A 21,952-nucleotide genomic window follows, 5' to 3' on the forward strand; every position below is an offset into this window, starting at 1 on the left:
TAAATGGATGAAAAATGGAAATAAGGGGATCACTCCTGCACTTCAATTATTGCGTTCCTTTTCGAGAGTGAATAAAACCATGATGCGATTCGTCCAGAAAACAGCTTCACAAAATGGACTATCCGTTCCACAATATACGATTTTAGTCACCATTGCCCCTGAGAAAGAGATGACTCAAAAGGCAGTGGGTGAAAAGACGTTCCTGCCCAAAAGCACGCTAAGTCAAGCCGTAGATGGGCTTGTTCAGGCAGGCTACCTCCAAAGGAAGCAAGTGGAGGACAACCGAAGGGAAATGCTTCTCTCTCTGAGTCATGAAGGGGAGACGATGTTAAAAGGCATTCACAAACAGGAAGGAAGCATCCATCAGCTGACAGCAGGCGCAGTTGACAATCTGTCGGAAGAAGAGTTTGCCGGACTTTTGCTGGCTCATGAGAGGATTGCTGACTTTTTTGATGAGAAAGCGAAAGAGGAGGATGCCACATGATTAAGCTCTTAAAACACTTATCGGCGTATAAATGGATGGTCGTCGGAATCTTTGTGCTGATCTTCATTCAATCCATGTCGACCCTGTATTTACCTACGCTTATGTCTGACATCATCGACAAGGGTGTCGTCGTCGGGGATATCCCTTATATATGGAAGATTGGTGGATTCATGCTTGTCGTGTCCGCTTTCGGTGCGGTGGCTTCCATCATTGCAAGCTTCTATTCTTCTAAAGCTGCTATCGGTTTAGGACGCGATGTCCGCCGAAAGCTCTTTTATCATATTGAGAAATTCTCATTGCAGGAATTTGATGAAGTGGGAACGGCTTCTCTGATTACGAGAACGACAAATGATATTACACAGGTGCAGCAGGTGGTCATCATGATGCTCAGGATGATCATCAGCGCTCCTATCATGTTAGTTGGCGGAATCATCATGGCAGTGTTGATGGATGCGAAGCTATCCCTGGTCATTATCCTGACGATGCCGGTATTGGTCGGATCGATCCTTCTGATCCTTTATAAAGGGATCCCATTGTTCCAAACCGTTCAGAAAAAGTTGGATCAACTGAATCTTGTGCTTCGTGAGAATCTGACCGGTATTCGGGTCATCCGCGCCTTCAACCGTGAACCGGAAGAGAAGGAACGATTGAAGCATACGAACAAGGAACTGACCGACGTGTCGATCAAGGTGAATAAAATCATGGCATTCATGATGCCAGTCATGATGCTTGTGATGAATATGACCGTCGTCGCCGTGATCTGGTTCGGTGGCATTAGGATCGATAACGGCGGCATGCAGATCGGGGACTTGATGGCCTTCATTCAATATGTCATGCAGATCATGTTTGCCCTAGTGATGGCGTCGATGATGTTCGTCATGGTGCCCCGTGCAGATGTATCGGCGAAACGGATTAACAAGGTACTCGAAATGAAGCCTTCTTTTGAAGATAAAGGGACGAAAAAAGCAGACGTTCTGAAGGGGACACTGGAATTCGATTCGGTCACCTTTCATTATCCGGGTGCTGAAGAGCCTGCTCTGTCGGATATTAGTTTTAACGCAAATCCGGGAGAAACGACGGCCATTATTGGGGGAACCGGCTCTGGGAAAACGACGCTTATTAACTTGATTCCGCGATTTTATGAGGTGGCGAGTGGAACCATCCGTGTCAACGGGGTGGATATTCGAGAAGCTTCCCAAGAGGAAATTAGGTCGAAGCTTGGTCTCGTGCCTCAGAAAGCCACCCTCTTTACGGGAACCATTTCGGAGAATATCCGTTTTGGAAAAGAAGAGGCGAGTGATGATGAGGTAGCAGAGGCTGCCCGTATCGCCCAGGCGGAAGAATTCGTCAGCCGGATGGAAGGCGGATTCCAGGCAGAAATCGAGCAAGGCGGTTCCAATCTCTCCGGGGGTCAAAAACAGCGGTTGTCGATCTCAAGGGCCCTGGTTAGGAAGCCGGATATTTACTTATTTGATGACAGCTTCTCTGCTCTCGATTACAAAACGGATGCCAGACTTCGTGCTACTTTGAAAAAAGAAACCGGAGACGCAACGGTACTCATCGTCGCTCAACGGGTCAGCACGGTCGTTGATGCCGACCGGATCATCGTGCTCGAGAAGGGAAAAGTAGCCGGTATCGGTACCCACCAGGAGTTGCTTGACACCAATGAGGTGTATCAGGAAATTGTCGCATCACAGCTTTCAGAGGAGGAAACGGCATGAGTAATCAACGAAAACCTCAAAGAGGCGGCGGTCAGATGGGATTTGGCCCGGGTGGCGGCAACATGATGATGATGGGGCAGAAGCCGAAGAATTTCAAGGCGACCTTGAAACGGCTCCTCGGGTATTTAAAACCGCGCCGTGGACAGTTAACGGCGGTTCTCTTCGCCGCCATCTTAAGTACCGTCTTTGCTATCGTAGGTCCTAAGATTATGGGGAACGCCATTACGGAATTATTTGAGGGTGCCTATGCAAAGTTCAAAGGGGTGCCCGGTGCCGGAATCGATTTTGGCAAAATCGGTGAGATCTTGTTGATGCTTGCCGGACTATATGTGTTCAGCAGTGTGTTCAATTTTATCCAGCAATACATCATGTCGAGCGTTGCCCAGCTGACAGCGTATGACTTAAGGGAAGATGTGAATCAAAAGATTGAAAAGCTTCCTTTAAAATATTACGATGGTCGTCCGAACGGGGAGACCCTGAGCAGGATGACGAATGACATCGATACAATCAGCAGTACGCTTCAGCAAAGTCTGACGCAGTTCATCACGTCGATTGTGACGATTGTCGGAATCATCATTATGATGCTCTCAATCAGTCCTCTGCTGACATTGATTTCCGTCGTCAGCTTACCGGTTTCCATGTTTGCGATCCGACCAATCTTGAAACGGTCCCAGAAGCATTTCGCCGATCAGCAGCGGACGCTTGGTCAGCTGAATGGTCATATTGAAGAAATGTTCACCGGGCATCAAGTGGTAAAGGCTTATGGTCATGAAAAGAAGGCCGGTGTAGAATTCGATTCGGTGAATGACGAACTGTATGAAGCGGGTAGCAAAGCGCAGTTCATCTCCGGTATCATCATGCCAATCATGATGTTCATCGGAAACATCAGCTATGTGCTGATCAGTGTCGTCGGTGGGATCCTCGTCACGAATCGTGCGATTTCCATCGGGGATATTCAAGCCTTTATCACGTACACACGACAGTTCACCCAGCCGATCACCCAGACGGCAAATATCGCGAATATCATCCAATCAACGGTGGCGGCGGCTGAACGGGTATTTGAACTGTTGGATGAGGAAGAAGAAGTGAAGGAAGAAACAGTGGCGCACTTATCCCGTCCGAAAGGCGCGGTTGCGTTTGAACATGTGGACTTCGGTTACGGTGAGAATCTGTTGATCAACGACATGAACATCGACGTGAAGCCTGGTCAGACCGTCGCCATCGTCGGACCGACCGGAGCGGGAAAAACGACTCTGATCAATCTGTTGATGCGGTTCTACGAACTGAACGGCGGGGAAATCAAGATTGATGGCATCGATACGAGGCTTGTCCCTCGAAGTGAACTGAGAAGAAGCTTTGGGATGGTGCTGCAGGATACGTGGCTCTTTAAGGGGACGATCAGGGAAAATATCGCTTATGGTAAGACGGGGGCTACGGAAGATGAGATTATGCGGGCGTCCAAGATGGCCCGTGCCGATCATTTCATCCGTACTTTGCCTGAAGGGTACGATACAGTCCTGAATGAGGAAGCATCCAATATTTCGCAAGGTCAGAAGCAGCTTATCACGATCGCAAGGGCAATCTTAGCTGACCCTCCGATCATGATTCTGGATGAAGCGACTTCGAGCGTTGACACCCGGACCGAGCTTTTGATTCAGCAGGCGATGAACCGGTTGATGGAAGGGCGTACTAGCTTTGTCATCGCTCACCGCTTGTCGACAATCAAGGATGCCGATCTGATTCTCGTCATGGATCAGGGTTCTGTCATTGAACAGGGATCTCATGCAGAACTACTAAGGAAGAACGGTTTTTATGCAGATCTGTATAATAGTCAATTTGGTGAAGTGGCTGGATGAGGGAAGCTTGGGGACGGTTCTGCTGCTTCCAAGATTCAATAATAATAAATATAGGTGCCTGGCTCCCGAGATTATCAGGGGTCAGGCACCTTTTTTCGTTCTAATATAAAGAAAATTCGACAAGACGGATCAATTATCAAAAAATAGGATTAATAAATTTAGTTTAAAGGGTAATAAATTTTGAACTGGATTAATTATTGGAATTAAGGATTAAAAATACTCCAAACAGGATCAATACCTAAGAAGTAGAGGGACGGACCTTTAAACCCCTAAATAATCTATCCCAAATTATGAAAATAGAGGTCCGTCCCTCACACTCTGATCACCAGGTAGTCCCCATTTGTCATTTGGACGACATCGGCTTTCATTCCTTTGGCGATGTCGACGGTCATTTGTTTTAATTCTTCAACGTTGTCGCTGTATAAAAGCAAGGGCCCTCCGCTGATCACTCTGTCACGGTCAGAAGTTAGATACGCCAATATTTGATACGCTGGTTTCATGGAACCTTCCCTGCCCATATCGCCTCACCCTTTCAAATTGGTTTTCATCACGGCATGAGATTTCTTCGTGCTTTCGAGCAGAGGACATTTATTGACAGCTTCAATGAAGGCATCGATGTCCCGCTTGACTGGGACAAGGGTGATCATGACCTTGCCGTCCACATAGTCCTTACGTGTGAATTGATATCGTTTGACCCCGAGTGCCCGGCAGGCTTCAAAGAGTGCCGCCTGCCTCTGACCGAAATTATCCAGGTTGATTCTGAAATGATTTTCTTTCGGGTAGATGACGACGGCCATCCCTTCTTCTGAAAAAAGCTTCTCAGCGTTGTCCGTTCCGAGCAGATTGCTGACATACATATCATCCACATAGAGGGATGATTCTTTGACTTCTACTTTTCCTTCCTTTACCTCTGCAATGTCCCCAATCGTCTTGCCTTTCGTGAATCGCTGCAGGTAATAAAGGAGAGCGAATCCTGTAACGGCGCCACCTGCTATGCAGATCACCAGGTTATTAAAGTTCAGTGCATTGTGCAGAATGGAAATCGTGAGGGATGTGACGAGTGCGACGATAAAGGCAATATAGTTTCTTGCTTCAAACGTTTTCGCGATGCCATCTATGTATGCCTTCCCCCGATAGGTGAATTCCGTTTCCTCCAAGTCACTCAGACTTTCCTTTTCCATTTTGCGGACATCCCTGAATTGCTGGAGAGCCAATGTCAGGAATGTCACGGCCACGAAGTTTTTGCTAAGTAATGCGGGAATTGCGACTGCGCCAAGTGATGCTGCAACAAATCCTGTAATGATCTGAATCAGATAGCCATTCGGATAGCTTGGATACTGCCTGAAATCTTCTTTCATGATCGTGATCCTTGCCAATGTACCAATCACGATGGCGCTGGTGATTGTAATCAGTTCATTCGATGTTAGACTGGTTGCTTCCATGCAGTGGTGTCACCTCATTTAGAATGGAAATATTTTGGATTAGTATAAGGAAAAAGCATACGAATTATGCGATGGTGTCAAAAAGTATAGGGACGGACCTTTCACCCAATAAGCAACTGTCCATCCATTTTTGTCGAATAATCACAAAAAACAGGAGGTATTTCCCGGGAAAATGTCGAAGGGTTAGGAATAAATGCTATTTTCCCTAAAGGAGATACCCCTATGTTAGAGACGATCCATCATTTAATTTTGCATGTGGTATTTATTCTATTTGCGATTCTTGTCTTTCAAATGTTCATGAGCGAATCGGACAGGGGCACAAGAGGGTTCGTCCTTACGTTTATCTTGATGAATAGTGTTGTATTAGTGTTTACCATGACGTTTCCAGTGGTCTACTCCAGCGGATACGTATACGATTTTAAAGTGATACCCATCATCCTCGCTTTTCTCTATGGAGGAAAAAGAGTAGGGTTTAGTACGTTTATCGCCATGCTTGTGATCGGGGTGTTTACTGAACATGTATGGATGTTTTTGCTAATGAATTATGCGATCTATACCGTGTTGCTGATCCCTATATCTAAGTGGTATAGAGGGTTTACCTGGATGAAAAAAATCATTTTGCTTTCTGGTTTTTATTTGTTCATCCCGGTGACAAGATCCGTTTATTTACTTCAGACCCATGAAAAGGAGCAACTCCTATTTATGGTAAGCTCCACCATAATCATATGGATTACGCTGCTCCTCTCCATCTACCTGATTGAAAATCGACTGGAGCAACTCAGAATCAAAAAAGAACTTATCAAGGCGGAGAAATTTAACGTCGTCAGCGAGCTCGCGGCCTCCGTCGCACACGAAATTCGAAATCCCATGACGACGGTCAGAGGATTCATGCAGCTTCTGCAGAAAGGATCGTTAACGGCAGAACAAAAGAGCTTCATTGACATCTCCATACAGGAACTAGATCACGCCCAGGAGGTCATTAATCAGTATCTTTCCCTGGCCAAGCCTCAGACAGAGGAATACCAGGTGTTCAGTTTGACGGATACCATGAATGAATCGGTCGACGTCATGTCTACGTATGCGGTGATGAACAGCATCAAGATCACTAAACAGATAGAGAATGATCTGATGATCCAGGGGATGAAGCTAGAGGTGAAGCAAGTCCTCCTTAATCTTCTGAAAAATGCCATCGAGGCGGTAAAGGAGAACGGGGAAATTAAGGCAACGGCGAGTCGTCATCGTGACGGACGGATGCTGATCATGATTCAGGATAACGGAGTCGGCATGTCTCCTGAACAGCTGAAGGTACTGGGCAGACCCTATTATTCCACCAAGGAAAAAGGGACAGGACTTGGACTCACAGTCAGTTATCAAATAGTCAAACGGATGAAGGGAGAAGTAAAGGTCGAAAGTGAACCTGGTGTGGGGACGACGTTTAAGGTGTTTTTGCCGAGTAGTATATAGATGAGGGACGGACCTCTGAGCCGGGGGAACAGGTACCTTGGCATCATCATGATAAAGAGCCACGGTACCTGTCCCCATGGTTGAAAAGAAAAAAACAGAATGCCACACCCGGCATTCTGTTTTTAATTGGATTCGGAGTAGTAAATCACCATGCTCAGTTTTGTCATTTCGCTGCCTGGATTGGAATAGGTATGAGGGGTGTCTGCCTTGAATTTAATGGAGTCCCCCGTTTGCAGCACATAGTCCTTTTCATTGACGGTCAGAGAAAGAGTACCGCTGAACACCGTGATGCATTCAATCGCTCCTGAGTGATGGGGACCTGCATTCAGGCTGGCCGTTGGTTCCAATTCGACAGAGTACATTTCAAATGGCATGTCATCCTCAAAGCGGAAGGATGGAAATAACCGATATAGCCCATTCCCCTCGATAAGAGGATCGATCTCTGACTTCCGGACGATTTCTGTTTCTGGAATTTCTCGCTCCATCAAGGAAGTGAACGGTATTTTCAATCCGTCGGCGATTTTCCATATCGTCGAGATCGTCGGATTGGATTCTTTTTTTTCAATTTGACGTAAAAGGCTTTTGCTGACACCTGTCATCGAGGATAAATCATCCAGGCTTAATTTTCTCTTGTTTCGTATATTCTTTAAATTATTTGAAATGATCCCATGAATTTTTTCCAAAAAGGCATTCCTCCTATATACATTATAATAACCATATTGTACAATATAATAAATTCAGTATAGTGTCCATTTTGTTCAATATAATAATTATATCATTTTTTGAAGGGCGTGGGAGGAAGTATGAGTCGGAGTCGAGTTCATTATAGTTGGATCATCTTGATGATCGTCTTTTTTTCGATCATTGCAGCCGGAATTGTCAGGTCTTCTTCAGGCGTGTTTATCGAGCCTTTTGAACACGAATTTCATTGGGACCGTTCCGTCATTTCGTTGGCCTTTGCCGTCGGATTGTTTTTATACGGAATATCCGGTCCTTTCATGGCGGCCCTTATTGAGGTGCTTGGACTGAAGAAAATCATGATCTTATCCATGGCCACCCTGCTGGCGGGCACACTGCTTACGTTCCTAATGCAGCAGTCGTGGCAGCTTATCCTCATTTGGGGAATCATTATCGGGTTAGGTTCCGGTCTATTTTTAACCGTCCTCAGTCCGTATGTAGCCAACACGTGGTTTGAAAAAAGAAGGGGGCTAGCGTTAGGGATCCTGACGGCCAGTACCGCAACCGGTCAGCTCATCCTGCTGCCCATCCTCGCTATGCTGATTGATCACTATTCCTGGAGATGGGCGATCGCCTTGATTATGCTCCTAAGCGCCATCATGCTGGTCATCATTCTTTTGTTCATGAAAAACTCCCCAAAGGAAGTCGGAATCCTTCCTTATGGTCTTGAAAAAGAAACAGAATCTGCTGAGGAAGATACCAAGCAAAATCCGATTGTGATTGCATTCAAAGGTTTATTTGAAGTGGTAAAAGTAAAAGAATTCTGGTTACTGGCAGGCAGCTTCTTTGTGTGCGGCCTTTCTACGAGCGGCTTGATCGGCACGCACTTTGTGTCCTACTGCATCAGTTACGGTATCCCTATTGTCACTGCTGCATCGCTACTTTCGTTCATGGGGATCTTTGATCTTGTCGGGACCACCCTTTCCGGATGGTTATCAGACCGGTTTGATAACAGATGGCTATTATTCTGGTATTACGCTTTAAGAGGCGCGTCGCTCCTGTTACTACCGATCGCCTTATCGCAAGGATCCTATCCATTGCTCATCATCTTCGCCGTATTTTACGGACTGGACTGGATCGCCACTGTCCCGCCGACCATTGGGATATCCCGGCAAATATTCGGAGTGAAGAAGAGTGGGGTCGTATACGGATGGATCTTTGCCTCCCACCAAGCCGGCGCAGCTGTGGCAGCCTTTGGCGGCGGAGTGATCTTTCAAGCCTTTGATTCTTACACGTGGGCATTTTTCTTAGCGGGCCTTTTTTGTGTCGTAGCGAGTTTGTTTGTGATTGTGATCAAGAAGGAGAGGTCTGTTGATCACGGTGCTGGTTCTCGTGCATCTGTTTCATAGAGAAAATTCGACACGAATGTAGAATAATTGGGAAAACGGATTAATCTTTTCTGATTTGGATTAATAATTGGTACAAGGGATGAATTATTTTGATTCCGGATTAAAGAGGGGAGAATCCGGATCAATTCCCGGATTGCCGTTTACGGATAAGGATTCTTTTAAAAAAACGAATTATCTCAGAATCCTAAGGTGCCTCTCGATCCTCTCGACTCTTTGAGTTAAAGAATAAATCTTTCGATCCAGCATGGCATATTGTTTCCTGAGAATATCTATCTCCGATTCATAGCCTCCTGGATACTGACGTACATGGTGATAGTATCCTGGGGCATTGGCATACACTGGTTGATTGTTTCCTCTGTGAACCAACATTTTAGTCAACTCCTATTTAAAAGACTCGCGTGCAGTGAATTCGATCATTTAAAGTGTATGTGCAACAGCCTATTCAGGTGAAACAAAAAGAGGGAAGTCCTGAAACTCCCCTCTATAACACCCGTGCTTTAGTTTGTCATATACTCCTCCACCAACTCATAACATCGATCCTTCGTCGACTCATACAACGAAATATACCACGCTACATATTCAAACGTTCCACCTTCATACTTCAGTCTTTCTTTTTCCGCTTTTTCTTCTTTCTCCTCGATCCATTTCAATTGTTCCGTTTTTAACTCTGCCATGACTTCAGGAGACAGCTCTTTCTTCAGCAGGGCATAGATCTCATTCAGGGCATCGTCATATTTTTCGTAGGAAACTCCATAATAGCTTTTCATCGCGATTGTAACACCTTTATCTGAATCTTTCTTTTCAGGCATGGCATCGAGTTCCATTTGGATATCATCCAGTTTTTCTATATATGTTTGTTTTCCTTCTACTTTAGTGACGGGCTCATCCTGCTCCGGGGTACTACTTTCAACGGATGTCTCCTTCTCGTTAGCGTCAGATGCGGTTATGCTGTCCGCAGATGAGTCATTCGAATTCGTTACGGAAACGGCATCCGATTCAGAAGATTGACTACAGGCGGACATTCCCACCAATAACATTACGGATAAGGTCATCACGACGAAAAGGTTCCTTCTCTTCATTGTTACAGCTCCAATCTCTAGTTAAAAATGCATTACTTGGGTTATTTTAACATATATCTATCTTCTGAAAATACAAGCTGGTAAAATTAGGAGTGTGAAAAAACCGGAAAATCAGAGAATGCTATTTTATAAGAGTTTGCCCAATGGAGGTGCCACATGCTCAATATCAAAACCGAATACCATTTTAAAAAAATCGACCCCATCACCAAAGGCTGGTCGAGTGACAAGAAATATTATGTAGAAGCAGATACAGGAGAAAGACTGCTGCTCCGGACGGCGGATGCTTCAGAGTATGAGAGTAAGAAGAGCGAGTTCGAGGCGATGAAGCGTCTGGCCGAGACGGGGATCCCGATGTCAAAGCCCCTCGAGTTCGGTGTGTGTGAAGATGATCAAGTGTATACACTTTTTACTTGGTGTGAAGGAGACGACGCGGCTGAGGTGCTGCCTAAGCTGACGGATACGGAGCAGTACGAGCTCGGTCTGAAGGCGGGTCGCTATCTCCGGAAAATTCACTCCACGCAGGCACCACCCAATCATGAAAAGTGGGAAACGAAATTCAATCGAAAGGTGGACAAAAAGATTCAGCAATATCATGATTGTCCGGTGAAAATCGAAGCCGGTGATCTCATTCTTGAATACATAGAGGCAAACCGGCATCTTCTCGTCGGCCGTCCGCAAACCTTTCATCACGGCGATTATCATGTAGGAAATATGGTCATTTCAAATGAAGCGGAGCTCTCCGTCATCGACTTCAATCGCCATGACTTCGGTGATCCGTGGGAGGAGTTCAATCGCATCGCTTTCAGTGCGTCGGCAAGTCCCCATTTTGCAACAGGACAGCTCAACGGCTATTTTAACGGAAGACCGCCGGAGGAGTTCTTCAAGCTCATGACCTTTTACATCAGCAGCAATATGCTGTCTTCCATACCCTGGGCGATGATGTTCGGGGAAGAGGAAGTGGATACGATGAAGAAGCAGGCGAAGGAAGTGCTGGAGTGGTTCGACAGGATGAAGAATCCGGTACCGACGTGGTATGTGGAGGATTTTTATATTCAATATATCGATCAAATTCCGTATAAATTAAAGTCCCCGTACGACCTCTCTTTTATCGAGGAGTATGGAGAGGTCTTTAAGGTGTATGATGATCAGGATTCCGGCAATATCTGTTTCGGGGTACAAAATGGTGAACACAAAATGTTTATCAAATTCGCCGGTGCCCCGACAGCGCGTTATGCCGGTCAACCGGAAGAGGCAGTCGCCGAGTTGAAGGCTGCCGTCAAGGTGTATGAAGATCTGCGACATCCTCATTTGATCTCATTGATTCGTGGGGAAGAAGTCGGCGGGGGATATGCCGCGATCTTTGAATGGACGGACGGGGAGTGCATGGGGAAAATGTATCCCCGCTCTCGGGAAAAATTTATGGAAATGCCGGACAGCACAAAAATGGATGTCTTCCGTGATATCCTCGACTTTCACATCCATGTAGCGGAGCAGGGCTATGTGGCCATCGATTTCTATGACGGCAGCATCCTGTATGATTTTGCAAAAAAAGAAACGTTGATCTGCGATATCGACCTCTATTCGAAACGCCCTTATATCAATCCAATGGGCAGAATGTGGGGATCCTCCCGATTCATGTCGCCGGAGGAATACGAACAGGGTGCCGTCATCGATAACATCACGAATGTGTACCTGATGGGAGCCACCGCCTTCGCGTTGTTTGGCGGAGAGCGGGACCGGTCGATTGAAAAATGGAGATTGAGCAGTGACTTATATGAAGTGGCGATGAAAGCAGTGAGTGATGATCGGGAGAAGCGTCAGCAGTCGCTGGAAGAGTTGAAGGAAGAGTGGGACAGGGGGACAGGTTCGTTGTCCCAGTCTTGATGAGCCAGGGGGTCTGACCCCCTGGCTTTCATTATCCATTTAAATAATAGACATACACGTTTCGGTCTTCATCATACTCGAGAGATAAACGATTATATGTACGGTCCTCAATCGTGACGCTGTCTAAAGATAACGCCAGCATGATATCCTCTTTGTTCGTTTCAGTAGATTCCTTGATGATCTCTCTGCCTGAATGAAACAAACGGTATTCAATCGTGTTGGGTGCTTTTTCACTAGCGTCCGCATATGGCTCTTCGCCCTTGCATTCATGCAGTTCCATCACATAGTGACCATCTCTGAAATGATTACCCTTATTTTCATAAACAATTCCATCATGGACCCAATAGTTTACAAAGAATCGGATACTTGTTTCCAAACTGGATAGGTCCTCAAAGGTTTTGATTGATTGATTTTCCAATCGATACTCCAACGTGTTCAATGAAAGTCCTCCCTTATTCGTCTATCTTTCTATATTTAAATGTTAACATAAATTAACAAATCAGGGAGGTGCGTTGTCCCCTTCTTCAATTGGTCATGAGTCAAGGTACCTGTCCCCATGGTTTTCCGTAAAGATTATTCGACAAGTTGGTTGAATAAATGGAAAAACGGATTAATAAATCGGATTAAGGGGAGAATTCGCTGGATTAGGGATTAATCGTTTTGGAAAAAGGGTGAATCATTTTAAAACCGGATTAATTCCTCCATGAAAGTCGTTTGATGGTTCAAATTTCTTTAATTATCAGAGGTGAGTGGCCATCATCGCTATGATATACAGAGACTTACTCTATTACGGAAGCGATGAAGTCCATGTTCTCGATATGTTGCGGCATAGATCAGGGGACAGGTACACTGTCTGCTAAACAATCATGAGCCAAGGTACCTGTCCCCCCGGCACAGCAACCTCACCACTCCACAAAAAAGACAGACCCAACCGGATCTGCCTCTCTCAAAACGATTAACCCCGCCCACTATTCAAAAGCGGCAACGAGAATCCAACCGTTGTTCCTGCATGCTTTTTACTTCTGATGAATAGCTCACCGTCATGATGTTCAATAATTTGTTTGCAAATCGCCAGCCCAAGTCCGACGCCATCTGTATTTTCGTTGGCTTTATAGAACAGGGTGGAGACATGTCGTAAGTGTTCTTCTTCGATTCCTTCGCCCTGGTCTTCCACTTCAAATTTAAGGTCATGTTCTCCTTTTGAGTATCGAACCGTGATGGTGCTGTTTTTACCTGAATATTTGATGGCATTCTCGATCAGGTTGAGGAGCACTTGCCGGATCCTGTTCTGATCAGCCATTAGTTTAAGAGGTCCGTCCTCAATCAGGATGATTTCCTGTTCTTTTTGCTGGCGCTTCTTATCGAGCTGTAATATGACTTCCTTCACCAGCTGATCAAAATAAAACGGTGACGGGTTGATTTCAAATGTCCCGTTCTGATAGCGGGAGAAGTCCAGGAGTTCTTCCACCATGTCAATCAGTCTGTCGGTTTCTTTCGTGATGATGGAAAGACCCGTTTTGGTTTCTTCCACATTCTCGGGATCCCCTGTTTGCAATGTTTCGCTCCAGCCCTTGATGGAGGTGAGGGGGGTCCTGAGTTCATGGGATACGGACGAAATGAATTCGTTTTTCATTTTTTCCGTCCTGAGAAGCTCTTTTCCCATATTGTTAAATGTTTGGCTCAGGGTGTGGAATTCATCTTTGTACTGTCCGTTCACCCTTGCTTCCAGATCGCCTTCCGCCATGCGGTTCGAGACGTTCGTCAATTCGATGACGGGCTCCGTGATGATCCGGGAAAAAAAGGTACTGACGATAAAGACAATCCCGAGAATCCCAATCCCGATTGCGGACAGGGTGATCAAGATTCTTTGAAAATTTTCATCCAGTCCTTCGACGGATGTGATAAAACGGAGGATGCCGATCGTCTTATCACTGGATTCCAGTGGGACCGAGACGGCAAGGATTCTCTCTCCTGTTGCCGGATTGGTGCCGAACCAGGTGCCTTTTCCTTTTGAAAAGGCATCCTTTACGTCGGGATAGTCCTGTTTTTCATCGGGGATGAAGCCGCTCGAGGACGATAAGACGATTCCAGTTCCGCTCAATATTTGAGTCTCGGCCTGGTCGATGGAGAAGTTGCTCTGAAGGTCCTGCAGATTCTCCCTTAGATTGTACGGTGATAAATGACCATAGCGCTTGGCGAATGTTGCTGAATTCTCTGCATGGTTTTGCAGGATTTCAGCCGTGCCGTTGTAATAATAATGATAAATGCCGGAAGCGACGATGCCTAGGAACAGTAAGATCGTCATCGTGATCAGCGTTAGATTTTGTATGAGTAAACGACGTCTAATTCCCATTATGCTTACCTTCTCCGGATTCATCCCAGCGATATCCGTAGCCCCATACCGTCAATAAATAGTTCGGATTGGAGGGGTCTTCTTCAATTTTTCGCCGGATCCGCCTGATGTTGACATCGACGATTTTTGGGTCCCCCATATAATTGATCCCCCATACCTTGTCGAGCAGGTCGTGACGGCTGATGGCTTTTCCATTTGCTTTCAGGATGGTGCTGATCAGATCATATTCCACCGGGGACAAATCGACGTCCTTCCCCTTTAACTTTAGGAGCCGCTTGCTTTCATCGAGATAAATGGACGTAGCCGGCTTTTCCGGTTCAACAGGGCGGATCCTTCTTAAAAGCGCTTCGATCCGGGCGATCAACTCATTCGGACTGAAGGGCTTTGAAATATAATCATCGGCCCCGTTCATTAACCCATGAACTTTATCCATTTCCTGGACTTTCGCGGTCAACATGATGATGCCGATTGACCGGTTCCACTCCCTGATCTCTTTGCATGCTTCAAATCCGTTCATCCCGGGCAGCATGACATCAAGAAGGACGATATCCACCGGATTCACCTGTTGTTTCAACAGCTCAATGCCAGCCTCTGCATTGTCTGCCTGCAGCACGTCGTATCCATATCGTTTCAAGTTGATTTCAATGAAGCCCCTGATGCTTTCTTCATCTTCAATGATCATGATTCGCTTCAATCTTACCACCTGCATTTCATTTGAAAGTGACTGCTTCTGTTATTCAGAAGATAATACATGTACATATTCCTTGAATTCTGATGCGGACGATTTCGTCACGTAAACGAATTGGTTGCTTTCCATCAGGACATTCCAGCCTTCAAGGGAATCTTTCTTATCTTTGTCCACGACATATAGATCAAATAGGAGGGAGCCGTCTTCCTTCGAGAGGAATTTGACATATCTCCTTCCATCGGATGCTTCAATTTTGATTTCCGGCCATTCTTCCGGGATCGTCAGTTCATACTGATACGGATAGTTCTGATAGGAACGGGAGACGAATTCCGGCTTGCCGCCATCAGACAATTGATAGTATTCGTGTATGAAAGGCATATCCACATACGGTTTGTCGGGATTCGCCTCGATCAGGATCGGAAATTCCAGAATGCCGTCCCCGTTTTTGTCTTCACTGTTTGCGGAAGTGGCACGGAATAATTTATCTTTCATTTCCTTTGGAACGAGTTCCACTAGCTTCTTGTTTTTTACACCGACGATGAACGAAGTCGAGGAATGGGCCCCGACAGTGGAATCGAATATCGCCCCTTTAACGGACGGAGTGACGTAGCCGGATGCCGAGTTATAGTATGGATAGACATAAGGATCGAGCTTCAGTTCATCCACCTTCTCCGGTTTCTCTTTTGAAAAGGTATAAAGGGAGACGGTATGCTCCTGATTCGGGATCAACGATGAAAGCAGGAGCTCCTCACGCCCGTCTTCATCATAGTCATCCGAAAAGAATGCACTATATTGGGACTCGAACAGCTTGGCTGGCTTTTTGCCTTCTATATTATAGATGACGAGGGCCGAGTCAGACGCTTCTGCCGCATAGGAAAAGCCAATCAGCAGTTCCTTCGTGCCGTCCCCGTTCAAATCAGCTGCTTCGACCTTCATCAATTCCCTTCCAATATCTTTAACGCCGGACATCTTCGTCCATTTGCCTTCTTTATTTTCAAGGATGATCCCCTCCATTTGAGAGGTTTCGTCGGGAAGGCGGTAGAAGACAATCAACTCTTCTTGCCCGTCCCCATCCAGATCGGTTTTCATGATCGTGTCTGCCGTTTTATCTTCGTTTGGAGAGAGCCACTCCGCCTGTGCTGGAACGAATGCCTGAATGGCCTGCTTCAATTCCTGCTGTTCGACAGGAAGCTCCGGAGGCTTCATCAAGGAGGAGTTGGATTGAAATAAGGAACAGCCGCTTGTGATAAGCAGGATCCCGGTCAAGAGAAAGATCATTTTTTTCATCTGTTTTTCACATCCTACCAATTGCTTTCAATAGTATAGTGTAAATTTATTCGACAAAAGTAACAAGAAAGTAACAAATTTTGCAGAGTGATTGTAACCGCCTAGTAACCCTTTCCCTCCGGTTTTCTCTTACGATGAATATAGAACAAAACAGCCGGAGGAAAGGTGAATCACATGCGAAGAAAAAGAAGATTAAAGAAAAGTGTACGAATGACATTCGGGTTACTATCGGCCCTTCTCATCCTAGTATCGACCATTTGGGTGATGGATATAGGCGAAGCCAAAACAAATGAGAATATGGAAAAAGTAATGGCAAAAGAATCAGCAGATCAGAAACCTGCCAAGGATCAGAATGATGATGTGAAAAAGAAGGTGGAAGAGGGGAGCAAGGATACCCCTGAACAAGAAGGGAAGGCAGAAGAGTCAGTTCCGGTTGATGGGCAGTCACAATCCACCGTCGATCAGCCTGAAGTGGAGGAAACAACGGAGGGTGATCAAGCACAGGAAGAACAAACTCCACAAGACGAACAGCCGACGGTTTATCTTACATTTGATGACGGTCCAAATGAAAACACAGAAGCCATCCTAAACGTCCTGGAACAATACGATGCGAAAGCGACATTCTTTATGCTTGAGCCGAATATGAGGAGATTCCAAGATTCGGTGAAAGAGATGGCTGAAGAAGGCCATTCAGTCGGCATGCACGGTGTGACCCATGATGCGGCGAAATTCTATCAATCTAGTCAATCGGTAGTCGGCGAAATGAAAAAAGGGCAAGCGACCTTGGAATCGATCACCGGCATCCACAGCAACCTGATCAGGGTCCCTTACGGATCGGTGCCGAATATGACGCCTGCTTACCGGGCAGCCGTTGATCAAGCAGGATTTCACATGTGGGACTGGAACATCGACAGCGAAGATTGGAGGCTGTTAAGCAAAGAATTTGTTCCGAATGTGATGGAGCAAATCAACGCGTTCCCTTATGGAGATTCACCGAAAATCATCCTGCTTCATGAAAAAGATGTGACCCTTGAGTATTTGGAGGAGCTTCTCATCGACTTGACAGAAAAGGGATACGACATGAAGGCAATCACACAGCAAATGGATCCCGTGACATTTTAACGAAAGAGGAGTTGTAACACATGAATAAGAAATGGAAAATAGGCATCACAATCCTGATTGGATTGACCGTCATATCGGGAGGACTTCTGTTATTTGTTTTTGCAAAGGTGGGGGCATTCTTCGATGAAACATATGAACCGATTGACGTTCCCAAAGCGAAAGAAGAAAAAAGTGAAACGGCACCCGAAGATAAAATCCATATCCTATTGATGGGAGTCGATGAACGACCACATGATAAAGGAAGGCCGGACGTCATGATGGTAGTCGAAATCGATCCCGTATCCGACAAAACCAAGGTAGTCAGCCTCCCGAGGGATACCAAAGTATCCATCCCGGGACGAGACGAAAGCACCAAACTGAATCATACGTACACATATGGAGGGACCACCCTCACCGTCCAGACGGTTCAACAACTATTGGACATCAACATCGACTACTACGCAAAAGTAAATATGAACGGATTTGAAGAAGTCATCAAAGAAGTCGGTGAACTGACCTTTGAGAATGATTTGGACTTCACCTTTGATGGATACCACTTCCCAGAAGGAGAATTGACGCTGTCCCCGGATGAAGCACTCGCCTATGTCCGAATGAGAAAGCAGGATCCGATGGGTGACGAAGGCCGGAACGAACGGCAGCGGAAAGTCATCAAGGCATCCGTCGATAAGCTTCTGGAACAGAACGATTACGGAAAAATCCTTGAACTGCTCGATACCGTCTCTCCATACCTTCAATGGAATATCCAGGAGAAAGACCTGAAGGAATTATACACAGACTATTCACACGCGATGAAACAGATGGAATCGTCGGAACTTCCGGGTGAAGGGAAGCTCGAGGATGATGGGTTATGGTATTTCATTGCTGACAATCCGGAGCAGGTATTCTCAGAGTAATATAGATAAGAAGTAACCAGAACCTTGTACGTGAGGCCAAACGTACAAGGTTCTTTTTTCTTTCCCACAATCTTCCCAGCATGTACACACATTGTTAATAGTTTCGTAATATTTACCTTCTAAGATGGATTTAACAGCAAAGAACAACCGAGCAAATCCACAATAGGAGGTAGCGACATGCTAGACCATCACAATCAAAACGAAGAAATGACGCATATAGAATCAGAAGAACCTGTGAAGAAAGAAGACATGCAGAGAAGCCCGAAGCCGAAGAAGACGTTTAAAGGACGTGGCTTCCTGAATACGGTTGGTGCCGGGATCATCGGATCTGTCCTGACACTGACGGTACTCCCTCAAACGAATTATTTCGACAATCTGACTCAGTCTGGTGTTGAACAATCTGCAGACAACGGACAGGCGGATACGGCAGCGGATTCAGGAATCACGCCGACAACGGTATCCACTGGAAACAGCGGTGATATCGCCAATATCGTAGAGGATGCCTCTGAATCCATCGTCGGAATCGTCAATTATCAACAGCAGAACAGCATGGGAGGTTCGCAGGAGGCTGCGGCCGGGACAGGCTCAGGTGTTCTCTTTAAAAAAGACGGGGATAACGCGTATATCATCACAAATAACCATGTGATCGAAGGGGCCTCTAAAATTGAAGTGTCTCTCTATGATGGAGAAAAGACGGATGGTGAGCTGATTGGAGCCGACCCACTGACGGATCTTGCCGTCGTGAAGATCGATGGGAAATATGCCGACAACCTGTTGGAAGTCGGTGATTCCAGTGCATTGCGAGCCGGTGAACAGGTCATCGCGATCGGGAACCCCCTCGGACTGGATCTTTCACGGACGGTGACGCAAGGCATTGTCAGTGCCGTCGATCGCACGATTCCTGTACAAACTTCTGAAGGTGAATCGGAACTTAACGTCATCCAAACCGACGCTGCCATCAACCCTGGTAACAGCGGAGGCGCGCTCTTGAATTCCAAGGGTGAACTGATCGGGATCAACAGTGCGAAGATCTCGAACTCCGGTGTTGAAGGACTTGGGTTTGCGATTCCAAGCAAGGATTTCATGCCGATCGTCAGCGAAATCATCAAAACAGGTAAGGTGGAACGTCCGTATATCGGAATCGGTATGACAAACCTTTCAGATGTGCCGCGTCACTATCTGCCGAACCTGCCACAGTCAGTAGAAGCCGGTGTGATTGTCGCGAATATCGACCCAACATCCGCAGCAGCCGACGCCGGAATCAAAGAGGGCGATGTCATTACAGAGCTGAACGGAGAATCTGTTGGAAGTGTCGCCGATTTGAGAAGACAGCTGTATGGAGACTTGAAGGTTGGGGATAAGATCACCCTGAAGATTTTCCGGGATGGAAAAGAGATGAGTGTGGGATTGACGCTTACTAGTAATGAAATGATGAATTAAAAATGGGATGATTTGTGCCTGGTACAGATCGGTTGGAATGTACCAGGTACAGAGTGAATGGAATGTACCTGGTACAAATCAAATGAAATGTACCAGGCACCGAACCAAAAAACCAATCATACCAAAACACCAAAAATCAACAATAAAACGACGAAATGATCACAAAGGAGTACGGGTAAGTGACGAAAAAGAAACGATCGATCACAATTTGGAGCATTATTGGAGGAGTTGTCCTCATCGGATCACTGCTGGCGGTGTTCGGCTTTTCCAAGGAGGAGGTGGTGGCGAAGGTCGGAAGCGAGTCGATCAGTAAAGAGGACTTGTATGCGACGCTGGTGGATCAATACGGGGAAGGCGCTTTGGATACGTTGATTGCCGAGAAGATTGTGAAGCTTGAGAGTGAGAAGAAAGACCTCACGGTGAAGGATAGTGAAATTGATAAGGAACTGGAGAACATCAAAGGTCAATATGACAGCGAAGAGGCATTCAATGAGGCTCTTACATCAAGCGGAGCGGATCTGGATAGCGTCAAAGAGAATATCAAGACGTACCTGCTGACAGAGAAGCTACTGAAAGACAGAGTCTCGATTACGGATGATCAGATTAAGGAATACTTCGAAGCGAATAAAGACTCGTTTGCTCAGGCGGAACAGGTTGAGGCCAGTCATATTCTAGTGGATGATGAAGAGACCGCCAAGGAAGTGAAGGCGAAGCTCGATGACGGTGGGGATTTCGCGGAACTAGCGAAAGAGTACTCCACGGATACATCGAATGCCGAGTCAGGCGGGGAGCTAGGTTATTTTGGCAAAGGTGAAATGGTGACGGAGTTCGATGATAAGGCATTTTCCATGAAAAAAGGGGAAATCAGTGAGCCGGTCAAGACGGAATTCGGCTACCATATCATCAAAGTGACGGATAAGAAGGAAGCGAAAGAGGCCGTTCTTGCCGATCATAAAGACGAAATCAAAGACACCCTATTTGATCAGGCTCTACAGACAGAGTATGGAACATGGCTTCAGGAAAAGAAAGAGGATTATAAAATCGAGAATCTATTGAAAGATTCATAAACCGGTCATGGTTTGTTCATGATTTGGTCATAATTGTTGGAAATACTGTACATGCAGCTGCAACATAATAAAGGAGGAAAAATACATGAATAAGAAAAGAAAACTAACGTATGTTTTAACTGGTGCTTTGGCGGTCGGAATTCTGGGGTCCCTTCCAGCATTCGCCGCTGATGAGGATACTGCAGGGAAGACGAATGACTCGGCGGTTGTAGGCAACCATGAGTTTGGAAGACATGGCGGTGGACCAGGAAAGTTTCATCTGAATGAAGAGCAGTTAAAGACGAAAGCGGAAGAGCTTGGGATCGACAGCGCTGATATGGATAGACGGGAACTGGCCAAAGCGATCATGGATGCTGAACTTGAGAAAAAAGCAAAAGAATTAGGGATCGACACCGAAGGAAAAGATCATCGTACCGTGATGGATGAGATCCGTCAGGCGGAACTGAACAATAAGGCGAAGGAACTGGGGATTTCCACTGACGGAAAAGACCAGGAAGAGCTGGCTCAAGAAGTAAGGGAAACCGTACTGAAGCAAAAGGCGAAAGAGCTTGGGGTTGAAACCGACGGCAAGGATCTTGAAGCCCTTGCGGATGAGGTGAGGGAAGCAGCTCTTATGAAACAGGCAAAGGATCTTGGAATTGAAACGGAAGGCAAAGATGAACACGATTTGCGCCATGAAGTGATGGATGCGTCCATCCTGAAAGCAGCGAAAGAACTGGGCGTCGAAACCGATGGCAAGACGTCTAGAGAACTGATGGAAGAAATTATGACCGAACATGCTGATGAAGCGAAGAGTCTAGACTTCTTCCCATTTAATAAGGATAAGGAAGAGGGCTTCTTTTTCCACAAGGGTGGTAAAGGCCATCATGGTCCGGGACACGGAAAAGGACCACATGAAGACGAAGCGGAACAAAGTGACCAGACTTCAGAAGAATCTGCAAACACAACGTTATAAGTCAGGGAATCCCCGCCGGGTGAGCGGGGGTTTTTCCATTGTGTGTAAATACATAGAACGTAAGGGGAAAAACGTCTATACTTTAAAGTGAGAGGGAGCCATGGGGACAGGTACCATGGCGCAGGAGCCA

Annotated in this window: 20 protein-coding genes and 1 pseudogene; 11 read left to right on the forward strand and 10 right to left on the reverse strand. The window is 46.1% G+C overall.

What is annotated here, in order from left to right; translation table 11 throughout:
* The first annotated feature begins 7 nt into the window (after positions 1–7).
* From LCL96_RS15610 to LCL96_RS15620, 3 genes are read left to right on the forward strand one after another with little or no spacing between them, the layout of a single operon-like run.
* Positions 8–484 carry a MarR family winged helix-turn-helix transcriptional regulator gene (locus LCL96_RS15610; RefSeq protein ID WP_224942498.1) on the forward strand — a complete coding sequence of 159 codons (477 nt, stop codon included), beginning with the start codon at positions 8–10 and terminating at the stop codon, positions 482–484.
* Complete coding sequence (locus LCL96_RS15615) at positions 481–2,205, forward strand: ABC transporter ATP-binding protein (protein ID WP_224942500.1); 1,725 nt, start codon at positions 481–483, stop codon at positions 2,203–2,205. Before LCL96_RS15610 ends, LCL96_RS15615 begins: the two co-directional genes overlap by 4 nt.
* Entirely contained in the window at positions 2,202–4,061 is a 1,860-nt protein-coding gene (locus LCL96_RS15620) for an ABC transporter ATP-binding protein (RefSeq protein ID WP_224942502.1), read from the forward strand. The genes LCL96_RS15615 and LCL96_RS15620 overlap by 4 nt, the downstream gene beginning before the upstream one ends.
* 311 nt (positions 4,062–4,372) lie before the next feature.
* On the opposite strand, the gene LCL96_RS15625 is transcribed toward LCL96_RS15620, so the two are convergent.
* Positions 4,373–4,561 carry a capping complex subunit for YIEGIA gene (locus tag LCL96_RS15625; RefSeq protein WP_224942504.1) on the reverse strand — a complete coding sequence of 63 codons (189 nt, stop codon included), beginning with the start codon at positions 4,559–4,561 and terminating at the stop codon, positions 4,373–4,375.
* A 24-nt stretch (positions 4,562–4,585) separates the two neighbouring features.
* Positions 4,586–5,503, reverse strand: coding sequence for a YIEGIA domain-containing protein (locus LCL96_RS15630; protein ID WP_224942506.1), 918 nt, complete (start codon positions 5,501–5,503; stop codon positions 4,586–4,588).
* 222 nt (positions 5,504–5,725) lie between these two features.
* On the opposite strand from LCL96_RS15630, the gene LCL96_RS15635 reads away from it, so the two are divergent.
* Complete coding sequence (locus LCL96_RS15635; protein ID WP_224942508.1) at positions 5,726–6,967, forward strand: ATP-binding protein; 1,242 nt, start codon at positions 5,726–5,728, stop codon at positions 6,965–6,967.
* 122 nt (positions 6,968–7,089) lie between these two features.
* Here LCL96_RS15635 and LCL96_RS15640 read toward each other — a convergent pair whose 3' ends face one another.
* The gene (locus LCL96_RS15640; RefSeq protein ID WP_224942510.1) at positions 7,090–7,650 is read right to left on the reverse strand and encodes a helix-turn-helix domain-containing protein; all 561 of its coding nucleotides are present in this window, start codon (positions 7,648–7,650) and stop codon (positions 7,090–7,092) included.
* Between the two features lie 120 nt (positions 7,651–7,770).
* Here LCL96_RS15640 and LCL96_RS15645 point away from each other — a divergent pair, with 120 nt between their 5' ends.
* Positions 7,771–9,054, forward strand: a complete 1,284-nt coding sequence (locus LCL96_RS15645) for an MFS transporter (RefSeq protein WP_224942513.1) — start codon at positions 7,771–7,773, stop codon at positions 9,052–9,054.
* Between the two features lie 171 nt (positions 9,055–9,225).
* On the opposite strand, the gene LCL96_RS15650 is transcribed toward LCL96_RS15645, so the two are convergent.
* The 3 genes and pseudogenes from LCL96_RS15650 to LCL96_RS23720 form a co-directional block, all read right to left on the reverse strand.
* The gene (locus LCL96_RS15650; RefSeq protein ID WP_224942515.1) at positions 9,226–9,423 is read right to left on the reverse strand and encodes a hypothetical protein; all 198 of its coding nucleotides are present in this window, start codon (positions 9,421–9,423) and stop codon (positions 9,226–9,228) included.
* Between the two features lie 128 nt (positions 9,424–9,551).
* Positions 9,552–10,133 carry a lysozyme inhibitor LprI family protein gene (locus tag LCL96_RS15655; protein ID WP_224942517.1) on the reverse strand — a complete coding sequence of 194 codons (582 nt, stop codon included), beginning with the start codon at positions 10,131–10,133 and terminating at the stop codon, positions 9,552–9,554.
* A gap of 57 nt (positions 10,134–10,190) precedes the next feature.
* Positions 10,191–10,238 (reverse strand): annotated as a pseudogene (locus LCL96_RS23720) (GlyGly-CTERM sorting domain-containing protein); the annotation flags it as partial.
* Between the two features lie 51 nt (positions 10,239–10,289).
* Here LCL96_RS23720 and LCL96_RS23625 point away from each other — a divergent pair.
* A complete protein-coding gene (locus LCL96_RS23625; RefSeq protein ID WP_318246436.1) occupies positions 10,290–12,017 on the forward strand; it encodes a phosphotransferase in 1,728 nt (575 codons plus the stop codon).
* A gap of 31 nt (positions 12,018–12,048) precedes the next feature.
* Here the strand turns inward: LCL96_RS23625 and LCL96_RS15675 are convergent, their stop codons facing one another.
* From LCL96_RS15675 to LCL96_RS15690, 4 genes are all read right to left on the reverse strand, one after another.
* The gene (locus tag LCL96_RS15675; protein WP_224942519.1) at positions 12,049–12,456 is read right to left on the reverse strand and encodes a hypothetical protein; all 408 of its coding nucleotides are present in this window, start codon (positions 12,454–12,456) and stop codon (positions 12,049–12,051) included.
* Positions 12,457–12,972: 516 nt separating this feature from the next.
* Positions 12,973–14,370 (reverse strand): sensor histidine kinase, encoded by a 1,398-nt coding sequence (locus tag LCL96_RS15680; protein WP_224942521.1) that lies wholly within the window; start codon positions 14,368–14,370, stop codon positions 12,973–12,975.
* A complete protein-coding gene (locus tag LCL96_RS15685; RefSeq protein ID WP_224942523.1) occupies positions 14,360–15,064 on the reverse strand; it encodes a response regulator transcription factor in 705 nt (234 codons plus the stop codon). Before LCL96_RS15685 ends, LCL96_RS15680 begins: the two co-directional genes overlap by 11 nt.
* 39 nt (positions 15,065–15,103) lie before the next feature.
* Positions 15,104–16,345, reverse strand: a complete 1,242-nt coding sequence (locus tag LCL96_RS15690) for an FG-GAP repeat domain-containing protein (protein ID WP_224942525.1) — start codon at positions 16,343–16,345, stop codon at positions 15,104–15,106.
* 174 nt (positions 16,346–16,519) lie between these two features.
* On the opposite strand from LCL96_RS15690, the gene LCL96_RS15695 reads away from it, so the two are divergent.
* The 5 genes from LCL96_RS15695 (at position 16,520) to LCL96_RS15715 (ending at position 21,822) form a co-directional block, all read left to right on the forward strand.
* On the forward strand, positions 16,520–17,467 hold the full coding sequence (locus tag LCL96_RS15695) for a polysaccharide deacetylase family protein (RefSeq protein WP_224942527.1): 948 nt from the start codon (positions 16,520–16,522) through the stop codon (positions 17,465–17,467).
* Between the two features lie 20 nt (positions 17,468–17,487).
* On the forward strand, positions 17,488–18,360 hold the full coding sequence (locus LCL96_RS15700; RefSeq protein WP_224942528.1) for an LCP family protein: 873 nt from the start codon (positions 17,488–17,490) through the stop codon (positions 18,358–18,360).
* A gap of 177 nt (positions 18,361–18,537) precedes the next feature.
* Positions 18,538–19,800: a S1C family serine protease gene (locus LCL96_RS15705; RefSeq protein WP_224942529.1), complete on the forward strand. Its 1,263-nt coding sequence runs from the start codon at positions 18,538–18,540 to the stop codon at positions 19,798–19,800.
* 179 nt (positions 19,801–19,979) lie between these two features.
* A complete protein-coding gene (locus LCL96_RS15710) occupies positions 19,980–20,867 on the forward strand; it encodes a peptidylprolyl isomerase (RefSeq protein ID WP_224942530.1) in 888 nt (295 codons plus the stop codon).
* A gap of 85 nt (positions 20,868–20,952) precedes the next feature.
* Positions 20,953–21,822 carry a hypothetical protein gene (locus tag LCL96_RS15715; protein ID WP_224942531.1) on the forward strand — a complete coding sequence of 290 codons (870 nt, stop codon included), beginning with the start codon at positions 20,953–20,955 and terminating at the stop codon, positions 21,820–21,822.
* Positions 21,823–21,952: the final 130 nt, after the last annotated feature.

This window comes from Rossellomorea aquimaris (assembly GCF_020172085.1).
In the GTDB taxonomy this organism is placed as follows: Bacteria; Bacillota; Bacilli; order Bacillales; family Bacillaceae_B; genus Rossellomorea; species Rossellomorea aquimaris_E.